The sequence below is a fragment of the Planotetraspora silvatica genome (genome assembly GCF_016863315.1).
GTDB lineage: Bacteria > Actinomycetota > Actinomycetes > Streptosporangiales > Streptosporangiaceae > Planotetraspora > Planotetraspora silvatica.
Genome location: NZ_BOOQ01000015.1, coordinates 79,865 through 92,154 on the forward strand (window position 1 = coordinate 79,865; position 12,290 = coordinate 92,154).

8 protein-coding genes are annotated in these 12,290 nt (G+C 73.4%); 5 read left to right on the forward strand and 3 right to left on the reverse strand.

The window, feature by feature from the left end; all coding sequences use genetic code 11:
* Window positions 1–89 precede the first annotated feature (89 nt).
* The 4 genes from Psi02_RS12840 to Psi02_RS12855 all read left to right on the forward strand — a co-directional run bounded on the left by Psi02_RS12840 (window position 90) and on the right by Psi02_RS12855 (window position 5,898).
* On the forward strand, window positions 90–1,010 hold the full coding sequence (locus Psi02_RS12840; RefSeq protein ID WP_203973811.1) for an oxamate carbamoyltransferase subunit AllH family protein: 921 nt from the start codon (window positions 90–92) through the stop codon (window positions 1,008–1,010).
* Window positions 1,007–2,371 (forward strand): AllF/FdrA family protein, encoded by a 1,365-nt coding sequence (locus Psi02_RS12845; protein ID WP_239094841.1) that lies wholly within the window; start codon window positions 1,007–1,009, stop codon window positions 2,369–2,371. The genes Psi02_RS12840 and Psi02_RS12845 overlap by 4 nt, the downstream gene beginning before the upstream one ends.
* Complete coding sequence (locus tag Psi02_RS12850) at window positions 2,368–3,753, forward strand: YlbE family protein (protein ID WP_203973813.1); 1,386 nt, start codon at window positions 2,368–2,370, stop codon at window positions 3,751–3,753. Before Psi02_RS12845 ends, Psi02_RS12850 begins: the two co-directional genes overlap by 4 nt.
* Before the next feature lie 153 nt (window positions 3,754–3,906).
* A complete protein-coding gene (locus Psi02_RS12855; protein ID WP_203973815.1) occupies window positions 3,907–5,898 on the forward strand; it encodes a serine/threonine-protein kinase in 1,992 nt (663 codons plus the stop codon).
* Between the two features lie 28 nt (window positions 5,899–5,926).
* Here the strand turns inward: Psi02_RS12855 and Psi02_RS12860 are convergent, their stop codons facing one another.
* From Psi02_RS12860 to Psi02_RS12870, 3 genes are read right to left on the reverse strand one after another with little or no spacing between them, the layout of a single operon-like run.
* On the reverse strand, window positions 5,927–7,534 hold the full coding sequence (locus tag Psi02_RS12860; protein ID WP_203973816.1) for a bifunctional 3'-5' exonuclease/DNA polymerase: 1,608 nt from the start codon (window positions 7,532–7,534) through the stop codon (window positions 5,927–5,929).
* Between the two features lie 33 nt (window positions 7,535–7,567).
* Window positions 7,568–9,073 carry a metallophosphoesterase family protein gene (locus Psi02_RS12865; protein WP_203973817.1) on the reverse strand — a complete coding sequence of 502 codons (1,506 nt, stop codon included), beginning with the start codon at window positions 9,071–9,073 and terminating at the stop codon, window positions 7,568–7,570.
* A 33-nt stretch (window positions 9,074–9,106) separates the two neighbouring features.
* On the reverse strand, window positions 9,107–10,675 hold the full coding sequence (locus Psi02_RS12870; RefSeq protein ID WP_203973994.1) for an FAD-binding oxidoreductase: 1,569 nt from the start codon (window positions 10,673–10,675) through the stop codon (window positions 9,107–9,109).
* 86 nt (window positions 10,676–10,761) lie between these two features.
* Here Psi02_RS12870 and Psi02_RS12875 point away from each other — a divergent pair, with 86 nt between their 5' ends.
* A complete protein-coding gene (locus Psi02_RS12875) occupies window positions 10,762–12,288 on the forward strand; it encodes a glycerol-3-phosphate dehydrogenase/oxidase (RefSeq protein WP_203973818.1) in 1,527 nt (508 codons plus the stop codon).
* The last annotated feature ends 2 nt before the right edge of the window (window positions 12,289–12,290 follow it).

Here is a 12,290-nt window from a genome sequence, read left to right on the forward strand (position 1 = left end):
GCATTTGGCGGACTGTTGGCAGCTTTCTCCGTACGGAGCGTGCCAACGTCGTTCTAGCGTCGGCAGGAACTGGCTTGTCGGGAGGTTCGGTGACTGTTGGGACGCGCCCGAAAGCCCGGCGGGCGGCGTCGCCCGCCTTCCGGGGCGTGGGGAGCCACACGTATGTGAGCGGGGCGGCGAGCGCCTCGCTGCGCCCGGCCCTCGAGTCGCCGCGCCGCCCGGCACGCGTGCTCGCGGCCTTCCCGCTCGCCGTCTACCTCGAGGTCAGGAGCGAGACCGAGCCCCACGTCATCACGCTCGTGACCGGGGGGGCCATCCGCCTGCCCAACGCCGTCGTGGTCGGCGACCTGCTGGACGGCATCGCGGCGGGAGACGACGGCTGGGTCGGGGACGGGGTCATCGAGATCGGCGGGCTCGCCATCCGGGTGCGCCGCTGGTGGGACCCCGCGCCGCCGCTCGGCTCCGCCGCCCTCGTACGGCTGTCGCGATCGGCCGGCCTGCTCGGCGAGGTCAGACGGCGGTCGCCGAGGCAGCCGGGGCTGGACCCGGCCGGGGCTCCGAGCCTTCTCGACACCGGCTGCAGGACGGGATCGCTGACCGACGCCATCACGGCGGCCGAGCGCCTGATCGGGCTGGGCCCGGGGCTGACGCCCAGCGGCGACGACATGCTCTCGGGCCTCCTGGTCGCGCTGCGGCATCTCGGCGGGGCGACCGGCACGCCGAGGGCCGTCTGGCTGGCCGACTGGCTGGCGGCGGCCGTCACCTACGACGCCCGCACCCGCACGACTCCGATCTCGGCGACGCTGCTCCACTGCGCCGCGAAAGGCGAGACGAGCCCCGAGGTGACCGGGGTCCTGCGGGCCGTGGCGGGGCGCCAGCCCCTGGAACCGGCGACGCACCGCCTGCTCCACCTGGGTCACACCTCAGGCGCCGACATCGCCTGGGGAATCCAGATCGGCCTGTCCGCCGTCCTGTCCCACGCCGTCCATTCCAACGGGGAGCCTTCTTGAGCGATCTGGTCGAAGTGCGTGCCGGGGTCTACCACGACTCGGTGAGCCTCATGCGGGTGAGTCAGGCCCTCGCGGCCCGTGCCGGCGTCGAGGTGGCCGTCGTGGCGATGGCCACGGAGCTCAACGTGGATCTGGCCCGCGACCTCGGCTTCGCCGTACCGGCCGCGACGGGCGGCGACCTGCTCGTCGCGATCAGAGCCTCGGGGGACGCGCGACTCGAGGAGGCGTCGGCCGAGCTCGACCGGCAGCTCACGGCCAGGGCGCCGGCCGGCGGGACGGACGCCCGGGACGCACCGCCGCGCACCACCCGTTCGGCGAGCAGGGCGTGGGACGCGACGGTGGCCCTCGTGAGCGTTCCCGGCGAGCACGCGTTCGTGGAGGCGGCCGACGCCGTCGAGGCGGGCCTGTCCGTCATGATCTTCAGCGACAACGTCCCGGTGGAGCAGGAGATCCTCCTCAAGGACCGCGCCAGGGACAAGGGCGTGCTCGTGATGGGCCCCGACTGCGGCACCGCCGTGATCGGCGGTGCCGGTCTGGGCTTCGCCAACGTCCTGCGGCCCGGCCGGGTGGGCGTCGTGGCCGCCTCGGGCACCGGCGCGCAGCAGGTGACGAGCCTGCTCGACCAGGCCGGGGTCGGTGTCAGCCACCTCCTCGGGGTCGGCGGCAGGGACCTGTCCGCCCAGGTCGGCGGCCGCTCGACGACGCAGGCGCTGCTGGCCCTCGACGAGGACCCGGCGACCGAGCTGATCGTGCTGGTCTCCAAACCCCCCGCCCCCGAGGTCGCGACTGCCGTACAGGAGCTGAGCCTGTCCAAGCCCGTCGTCCGCGCGCTCCTCGGGCCGGGGCAGGACGACCTGACGACGGCCGTGGAGAAGGTGCTGGGCGCCCTCGGCGTCCCGGTGCCCGAGTGGCCGTCGTGGCCGGCCGGGCCTCCGCCGGTCCCGGGAGGGCCGCTGCGCGGCCTGTATTCCGGGGGCACGCTCTGCACCGAGGCCGCCCTCATCGCGGGCACCGGCGAGTTCACCGACTTCGGCGACGACGAGTACACGCGGGGCCGGGCGCATCCCATGATCGACCCCGCTCTCCGCCTGGAGGCGCTCGCCGCGGTGGAGACGGGCGTCGTCCTGCTCGACGTGGTCCTCGGTCACGGGTCCGATCCCGATCCGTCGGCGTCGCTGGCGCCGGCCGTCGAGAAGGCGTGCGAGCGCGGCGTGGCCGTCGTGGTCGCGCTCGTCGGGACGGAGGGCGACCCCCAGGGCCTGCGCGCCCAGGCCGCCCGCCTGAACGAGGCGGGAGCCGCCGTCTTCACGTCCAACGCCGCCGCGGCCCGCCACGCCCGCCTCCTGATCGGAGCCTCATGACCCTCTCGATGTTGCTCGGCGAGCCGCGCGTGATCTCCGTGGGCGCGGCGGTGCTCGGCGAGGCTCTCGACCAGCAGGCCGTGCCGTGGACGCCGGTCGACTGGCGCCCGCCGCTGCCCGGCACGTCGGACGCCCTGGCCCGCGTGCTGGCCGATCCGCGCCGCGAGCGCGCCAACGCACTCGCCGTGGGGCGGCTGCTGTCGGCCCGCCCCCAACTGGTCGGTGTACGGCGGGCCCGCGACGTCCTCGGGCTGGAGCCCGGCACGTTCTTCCACGCCGGGCCGCCGATCACCTGGGAGCGCGCCTCCGGCCCGATGCGCGGGGCGCTGATCGGGGCGATGTTGTTCGAGGGGCTGGCCTCCTCCCCCGAGGACGCGGAGCGCAGGCTCGCCTCCGGTGAGGGGATCACGCTCGACCCCTGTCACCACCACCGCACGGTCGGCCCGATGGCGGGGGTCGTCAGCCCGTCGATGTGGATGTTCGAGGTCACCGACGCCGAGCACGGGGGCACCGCCTACTGCTCGCTCAACGAGGGCCTGGGCAAGGTGCTGCGGTACGGCGCCTACGGGACCGAGGTGGTCGAGCGGCTGCGCTGGATGGGCGAGGTGCTGGGGCCGGTCCTCCAGGCGACCCTCAGCCGCACCGGCCCACTCGACCTGCGGTCGCTCATCGCCCAGGCTCTGCAGATGGGCGACGAACTCCACAACCGGAACCGGGCGGCCACCTCGCTCCTGGTCCGCGAACTCGCCCCGGCGATCGTCGACGCCGCGCCGGATCGGGCCGCGGAGGTCCTGCGTTTCGTCAATGGAAATGATCATTTCTTCTTGAACGCGGGAATGGCCGCCGCGAAAGTGAGCGCCGACGCGGCACGGAACGTTCCGGGTTCCAGTCTCGTCGTCGCCATGGCACGAAATGGAACGGAATTCGGTATCCAGGTGTCCGGGCTCGGCGATCGCTGGTTCACCGGCCCCGCGGGCGTTCCCGACGGTCTGTACCTCGGCGCGTACGGCCCCGAGGACGCCAACCCGGACATCGGCGACTCGACCATCACCGAGACGTCGGGCCTGGGAGGCTTCGCGATGGCGGCCGCGCCGGCCATCGTGAGGTTCGTCGGCGGCGACGTGTCGGACGCCGTCGCGGCCACGACCTCGATGTACGAGATCACGCTGGCCGAGCATCCGGCCTACCAGATCCCCGGGCTGGGCTTCCGCGGGACACCCGTGGGGATCGACGTCACGCTTGTCGCGAGGACCGGGATTCTGCCCGTGGTGAACACCGGCATAGCGGGCCGCGTGGCCGGAACCGGGCAGGTCGGGGCCGGTCTGGTGAGCCCTCCCGTGGAGGCCTTCACCGCGGCCCTGGAGGCCTTGGTTCTAGCATGAATTCCCATTGAGGCGGCTTTGACCCTAATATCGGTGCCCAACCTCACATATCCAGTGGAATTCGCATGATCCAGTCGGGGGATCTCGCGGATCGATTGATGAATTGGGGACCGTCCTATGTCGACCGATGGCCTGCTCGGTATGGTCCCCCCTATGCCAGAGGGTCAGGGACCCGCGGGAAACGTCCATTCTGAGGCGACCCCGGAAGGGCAGGGACGACTCGTCGGGCGGCGGTACCGCCTGCTGTCCCCGGTCGGCCGCGGCGGCATGGGCATGGTCTGGCACGCCCACGACGTGCTGCTCGATCGCGACGTGGCGGTCAAGGAGCTGATCCTTCCTTACGGGCTCGACCAGTCGGCCACCCAGGTGGCCAACCGCCGCGTGCTCCGGGAGGCGCGTTCGGCCGCCCGGCTGAGTCACCCCGGCATCGTGACCGTTCACGACGTGGTCGAGGAGGACGGCCGGCCCTGGATCGTGATGGAACTCGTCCGCGCGTGGTCCCTGGAGCAGGCCGTACGGCAGAGCGGCCCGCTCCCCGTGATCCAGGCCGCCGAGATCGGCATCCGCGTGCTCGACGCCATCCGGCACGCCCACGCCGCCGGAATCCTCCACCGGGACGTCAAGCCGGGCAACGTGCTGCTCACCGCCGACCGCGTCGTGCTGACCGACTTCGGGATCGCCGCCATCGAGGGCGACGTCACCATCACCCAGACCGGGCTGCTGATGGGCTCCCCCGCCTACATCCCGCCGGAGCGCCTGCAGGGCCGTCCGATCACGCACGCAGCCGACCTGTGGTCGTTCGGCGCCACCCTGTACGCCGCCGTCGAGGGCCGGCCGCCCTACGAGGGAGCCGACGCGGTCGCCGTCCTCGGCGCCGTGCTCACCCAGGAGCCGAACCGGCCGCAGCGGGCGGGCGCGCTGCTCCCCGTGATCGAAGGACTGCTGCGCAAGAACCCGGCCGACCGCATCGCCGCCGCGCAGGTGGCCGAGATGCTGGAGCGGGTGCTGCACAGCAGCGGGGCGGGGCTGCCGGGCCGCGGCGTCTCCTCCCTGTCCATGCCGACCCCCCAGAACCCCACGCCCGCCGGGCTGCTGCCGCCCTTCGACCTCCCGTCGGGACCGCTTCCCTCGCGCATCATCGAGACGCCGTCGGGGCCGGTCCGGGTGCCGTTCGCGCCGGAGGACCTGCCCGGCTCCATGACCGGCCCGCAGCCGGGCGGCGCCACGGGTCCCCACGCGATGCCGGCCTACGACCCCCTGGCCTCCCCCTCGGGGTCGAGCCACGCGCCGGAGCGGTCGCGTGAGGTGATGTGGCCGACGCCGTCGCCCGGCGACCTTCCCGGCGACCTGGCCGCCCGGCCGGGCCGCAACGGCACCGGCGAGCATCGGACCGGCGAGCATCGCACGACCGGGCCCATCCCGCGGGTGTCCTCCACAGGGGCGCACTCCACTGGCGGGCACTCCACCGGTGGGCATTCCGTCACGGGCCCGCAGGGCGCCGGCCGCAGGCGCAGGGACGAGGACGAACCGCGCGAGGAGCGCGACTCCCGTTCGATGGTCCTGATCGCCGTGACGGCCGTGGCGGTCATCGGCCTGGTGGTCACCCTCCTGTTCGTCCTGCTGCCGAGCGGATCGGACGACTCCACGCCGGAGGTCGCCCAGGGCGTGCCGTCCGTGAGCGGGCAGAAGGACCCGTCCGCCCAGGCCGGCGGCCAGGCGCCCAAGGGCTTCACCGAGCACAGCGAGGACGGCGTGTCGGTCGCGGTGCCCAAGGAGTGGACGGTGACCGATCAGGGCGGCTCCGTGACGTACTCGGGCCCGAAGGACAGCGCCCAGCGGATCAAGATCCAGAAGATCAAGGACGGCAGCCTCGCCGCGCTCCAGGCCGCCGAGCAGAACCTGAACGTGAAGGACTATCCCGACTACACCCAGGTCCAGCTCGGCAAGGTCACCTACCGCTATCCGGCGGCCGACTGGGAGTACACCTACACCAACACCAGCCAGGTGACCGTCCACGCCGTCACCCGCTACGTGGAGGCCGAGGGCCAGGGCTACTCCATCACCTTCTCCTCCCCCGACTACGACTGGGGCGAGTCGGCCGCGCCCGTCCGCCAGGCGCTCTGGAACACCTTCACGCCGGCCTGACACGGCTGATCCCCCTGCGCGCCGGCGGTCATTTCGCGTCGGCGTAGCAGGCGACGGCGACCGCCTCCATCGGGAAGCGCACCGGAGTCCGCCCGAACACGAGCCGGGTCGCCTCCTCGGCCGCCTGCCCGACCGCGGCGCGCACCTCGGACGCGAGATCCTCCGGGCAGTGCACCATGACCTCGTCGTGCTGGAAGAACACGAGCCTGGCCGGCTCGGGCAGCAGGCCCCGGAGCACGGCCATGAGCGTGAGCGCCCACTCCGCGGCCGTGGCCTGGACGACGAAGTTCCGGGTGAACCGGCCGCGGTCGCGGGCCGCCCTCACGCCCTCGGGACCGGAGACCAGTTCGCGCCACCGGGCGGAGGGCGGCGGGCTCGTACGGCCGAGCCACGACCTGACCAGCCGTCCGTCCTCCCCCGCCCGGGCCGCGTCCTCCACGAACGCGTACGCCTGGGGGAAGCGCTGCCGCATGACGGCCAGGAGCTTGGGCGCGTCGCCGCTGGTGCCGCCGTACATCGCGGACAGCATGGCGATCTTCGCGGAGTCGCGGACGCCGCCGAACGCCTGGGCCAGGGCGGCGTACAGGTCGATCTCGCCGGCCGCCCGGGCGAGCCCGCCGTCGCCGGCCATCGCCGCGAGCACCCGCGGCTCCAGCTGGGCCGCGTCGGCCACGACCAGCGTCCAGCCCTCGTCGGCCACCACGACCCTGCGCATGACCTTGGGGATCTGCAGCGCCCCGCCGCCGCTCGTGGCCCATCGGCCGCTGACGACGCCGCCCACGACGTACTCCGGGTGGAACCGGTCGTCCCTCACCCACTGGTCGGCCCAGACCCAGCCGTGGAAGCTGTAGAGCCTGGCCAGCTCCTTGTAGGCGAGCAGCGGTCGCGTCCCCGGATGCTCGACCTGCTTGATCACGTGTGATCGCGTGGACGGGATCGTGATGCCCGCGCTCTTGTACGCCTTGACGATCTGCTGCGGGGAGTCGGGGTTCACCGGGTGGCCGAAGGCGGCCGAGACCTCGTCGGCGAGCGCCTGCAGCTTGGCCGGCCGCATCCCGTGGGCCGGCCGCGGGCCGAGCAGTTCCGTCAGCAGGGCGTCGTGGACGTCCTGCCGCCACGGCATGCCGTCGTGGGCCATCTCGGCCGCGATGAGCGCCCCCGCCGACTCGGCCGCCACGAGCAGGCGGAAGCGCCCCGGGTCGGAGGTCAGGGCGATCCGGCGCAACTGGTCGTCGAGCACCTCGGTGACGAGGTCGGCCTCCGCCACGTCGGGACCGTCCTTCGCCGGCTCGAAGAGCGCGACCTGGGCCGCCTCTGCGAGCTCGTGGGCGTCCTCGGGCACCGGAAGGCCGTGGAGCCGCGCATAGGCCGCCGCGGGCTGCCTGGGCTCGCCGTAGCGGCCTTCGGCGGCCAGCAGGAGGCCCTCGGTCAGCGTCACGTCGTGGCAGCGCGACAGCCGTACGCCTCCGGCCAGCAGCGCCGGGTAGACGCGCCGCGCGTCGGCCCACGCCCAGCGCGGACGCCCGGCCTCCAGCTCCCGGACGGCCGACCTCAGGTCGGCGACCCGGGCGGCCTCCCGCCCGGCCGGACGGATCGACCCGCCGCCGTCAGGGTCGGCCGCCACCACTACGTGCACGCCCCAAGAGTGCCAGGCGGCACCGACAACGTCTCAGATCGGGATCTCGACCTCGTCCTCCATCGGCGGATCGATCTCCTGTGGCAGGCAGCCCGTGGCGGCGAAGCACCTGATCTTCAGCCGGTCGGCCGTGACCGACACGTGCAGGAAGCTCTTGAAGAACGGCGGCGTGTCCCAGTCGGACAACTCCGAGATCCACCGGTGGAAGACCCGCCCGACGGGCAGGTGGAAGGGCATCGGCCAGGCGCCGAGCAGGCGCGCGGCCCACCGCATCCGCAGTGTGATCCGCGCGCCGGGAGTGGGCCGGGGCGGAGTGTTGCCCACCTGCCGCGACATGAGCTCGAGTCCCTGCTCGGGCGTGATGTAGAGCCAGCGCATCCGCAGGCGTCTGCTGTAGAGCAGGCTGTAGAACGACAACGAGTCGCCGCGCAGCGGATAGCACTTGAACTCGTCCTCGTGCACGCCGCCGACGTCGACCCGCGGGATCGTGTGCGTGGCGTGCATGAACGCGCCCCCGCCCCCGGAGACGATGTACTGGATGGTCCGGCCGTCCACCCGCACGGGGAAACGCTCGTAGTTGTGGATGTCCCCGCCGATCGCGGCCACGTAGTTGTTCGCCGGGTCGCGGACGACGTCGTCGACCGTGCCCCCGCCCTCGATCGCGCAGGGGTGGTACTCGTTGCGGACGTAGATGGGTTTGCCGGTGACGAGGATCTTGGGCCTGGGGTCGGCGGAGACGCGGCGCAGCCACTCCCCCTGCTCGCGGTCGATGTCGCCCTTGATGCCCGTGTCGATCCCGACGATGACGAGCCTGCCCAGGTCCAGCACCCAGTACGGCGCGGGCAGCGTGGCCCGCTGCCCGGGCAGCGACCGCATCTTCCGCGCCTGCTCCAAGGCGGCCTCGTCGACGGCCTCCGGCTTCTTCCAGAGCAGTCCGCGCACGCCCGCGGGCGACAGCCGGAAACCCTGCCGCTGGACCTCGAGCGGTTTCGCCTCGCAGAAGACCCGCATGAAGCCGCCGATCCCGTCGTACCAGTCGTGGTTGCCGGGGACCGCGTAGATCGGGGCCGGGTAGTCCTGGTAGGGCCGGAAGAACTTGTCCCCGTACTCGTTGCCCGAACCCGTGGGGTAGATCACGTCGCTGGCGATCACCGCGAACGACGTGCCCTCCCCCAGCTTCAGCATCCCGGGGATCACCGCGTACTGCGAGGCGTCGCCCTCGCCGGTGTCACCCATGACCAGGAACGAGAACTCCTCCCCCACCTCGTGCTCGATCCGAAGATCCGGGTCGGCCCCGCTCTCCCGCTGGGCGGCCACCCACCGCCGCCTGACCTCGGGAGAGGGGTCGCCGAAGAGCTGGGCGAGGATCTCGTTGCGCGACCGCCAGAGGGTCGCGGGGTTCAGCCAGGTGAAGGTCTTCCTGCTCGGCCGCAACTTCTCGAACGTGCCGATCTGCTGGCAGTTCCACCCGGCTCCCTCCTCCGAGACCCGTGACGAGACCTGCTTTCCGCGCGCCGCGGCCGCACCGACATCCACCATGGGACAATCTTGACGCTTCCGCGGCAAATGGATCTACGGAATCAGCACACCCGGATTGAGGACGCCCACCGGATCGAGCCTTTCCTTGATCGCGCGCAGGATCTCCACGCCCACCTCTCCGATCTCCGCCCCGTACGGCTCCCGGTGGTCACGCCCGACCCCGTGGTGGTGGGTGATCGTCCCTCCGGCGCGCAGGATGGCCTCGCTCGCCGCGTGCTTGGCCGCCGCCCACTGGCCGATCGGATCCCCGGTCTGGGCGGTGACCACGGTGAAGTACAGCGAGGCGCCGGTGCCGTACACGTGCGAGACGTGGCACATCACCAGCGGCGAGCCGAGGGCGCCCGTGAGGGCCTGCCGTACGGACTCCTGGAGGCGCGGCACCGCGGACCAGAAGCAGGCCGTCTCCAGCGTCTCCACGGTCGCGCCGGCGGCGAGCAGCGAGTCCCGCAGGTACGGCGCGGAGAACCGGCCGTGCGCCCACTTCTCCCCGGGCTCGGGGCCGAGGTGGACGCCGCCCATGCCGGTCAGGACCGCCGCCGCGCGCTCCCCGCGGTACGACACGTCCTCGGGGGCGCCCTCGTAGCCGGCGACGACGAGGCAGCCGGAGCCGGACGGCGAGGTGCCGAGCTCACCCGGCTGGGCCAGGCCCACCATGGTCTCGGTCTCGTCGGACAGCCGCAGGACCGTCGGCGACGGCCCGTCCTGCGTGAGCCGCCGGATCGCCGCGAGCCCGTCCGCGAACGTGGCGAACCGCCAGCCCTCGTAGACCCGCCGTCCGGGAGCCCTGTGGACGCGGAGCCTGAGCGAGGTGATCACTCCGAAGGCGCCCTCGGACCCGAGGATCACCTGCCGCAGGTCCGGGCCCGCCGCGGACTTGGGGGCGCGTCCGGTCTCCAGGGTGCCTCGCGGGGTCGCGACGGTCATCCCGACGACCATGTCGTCGAACCGGCCGTATCCGGCCGACGCCTGCCCGCTCGACCTGGCCGCGGCGAACCCGCCGAGGGTCGCGTACTCGTAGGACTGGGGAAAGTGGCCCAGCGTCAGCCCGTGGGCGGCGAGCAGTTCCTCCGCCTGGGGCGCCCGCAGGCCGGGCTCCATCTCGGCGACCATCGACTCGGCGTCCACCGAGACGAGCCTGTTCAGCCGGGACAGATCCAGGGCCGCCACCCCGGCGAACCCCTCACGCGTGGCGACCAGGCCGCCGACCACCGACGTCCCGCCGCCGTACGGCACGACCGCCACCCGGTGCTCCGCGCACACGCGGAGCACCTCGGCCACCTCGTCATGCGAGCCGGGCAGGACGACGGCGTCCGGCGCGTCCGAGCCGTCCCCCGCCCGCATCAGCAGCAGGTCGGGCGTGGACCTGCCGCGCGTGTGACGGATGCGGGCGTCGTCGTCGGTGCGCACGTGCTCCGGGCCGGTGATCGCCGCGAGCGCGGCCAGGGCGGGGGGCGGCAGGACCGGGGCGGGCAGCCGCACCTCGCCGAAGGTGGCGGCGGGACCGGCGGGCCCGCGGACGCCGAGGAAGTCGGCGAGCAGCCTGCGCACGGGTTCCGGCAGTTCGGCGGCCTTGGCGGGGTCACCCCAGCCGGACCAGAGCATCGGTTCCGCGGGGGTCGAAGGGGTCTCCACGTCGTGCACGCCTCCAGATAGGTTACTCAAGGGTAATGCGCGGCCCTAGGAGCGGTATGGACACTTCGCTGAACGCCACCCGGCGGGCTCGCGAGCTCGCCGAAGTCCGGGACGCCGTCGTGGACGTCCTCGTCGTCGGCCTCGGCGCCACAGGAGCGGGAGCGGCCCTCGACGCCGCGTCGCGCGGCCTGTCGGTCGCCGCGATCGACGCGCACGACATCGCCTTCGGCACGTCCCGATGGAGCTCGAAGCTCATACACGGAGGGCTGCGCTACCTCGCGAAGGGGCAGGTCGGCGTCGCGCACGAGAGCGCCGCCGAGCGCGGCATCCTGATGCGTCACACGGCCCCCCACCTGGTCCGCGCCCAGCCGTACCTGCTGCCGCTCACGCCGGCGGTGCCGCCCGGGCAGGCGGCCATGGTCATGGCCGGCTACCGGCTGGGCGACGCCCTGCGTGCCGCCGCCCGCACGCCGCGCGGCGTGCTGCCCGGCCCGTCCCGGCTGCCCGCCGAGCGGGCGCTCGCGCTCGCACCGCCGCTGAGCCCGCGCGGCCTGCGCGGCGCGCTGCTGTCGTGGGACGGGCGGGTCGTGGACGACGCGCGACTGGTCGTCGCCGTCGCCCGTACGGCCGCGGGTCACGGGGCGCGGATCCTCACCAGGTGCCGCGCGCTCTCCCTCGCCGGAGACGGAGCCCAGGTCCGCGACGAGCTGACCGGCGCCGAGTTCGGCGTCAGGGCCCGCGCGGTGATCAACGCCGCCGGAGTCTGGGCCGGGCAGCTCGTGCCGTCGGTACGGCTGCGCCCCTCCCGCGGCACCCACCTCGTGCTCGCGCCCGAGGTCCTCGGCGGGCTGCGCGCCGGGATGCACGTGCCCATCCCCGGAGAGCGGAACCGCTTCGCGCTCGTCCTCCCCCAGGCCGACGGGCGGGTCTACGTGGGCCTCACGGACGAGCCCGTCGAGGGACCCGTCCCCGACGTCCCCGAGGCCCCGGAGGGCGACGTGGCCTTCCTCCTGGACGTCCTGGGCTCCGTCCTGGCCGAGCCGGTCCGGCGCGAGCAGGTAGCGGGCGCCTACGCCGGTCTGCGCCCACTGGTCGACGCCGGAGGCGGCAGGACGGCCGACGTGTCCCGCAAGCACGCCGTGCTCCGGTCGCCCGACGGCGTGGTCACCGTCGTGGGCGGCAAGCTCACCACCTACCGCCGCATGGCCGAGGACGCCGTCGACGCGGCCTGCCCCGGCGCACCCGCGAGCCGTACGGCACGGCTGCCGCTGATCGGCGCTCCGGGGCCGCGTCCCCCCGAAGACGGGGCACCCGCACGGCTCGTCGAGAGGTACGGCACGGAGGCCTCCGCCGTACAGGCACTGGGCCGGGAGAACCCCGCGCTCGCCGAATCCGTGGCCCTGGAAGTGACCCGGGCGGAACTGGTGTGGGCGGTGAGGCATGAGGGCGCGCTCGACGCGGGCGACCTCCTCGACAGGCGCACGCGGATCGGGCTGGTGGCCGCCGACCGGGAGGCGGCGCTCCCCGCGGCCGAGGAGGCGCTCTCGGATTCATGGGACCCACCCGTCACACCGCTTGACTAGAT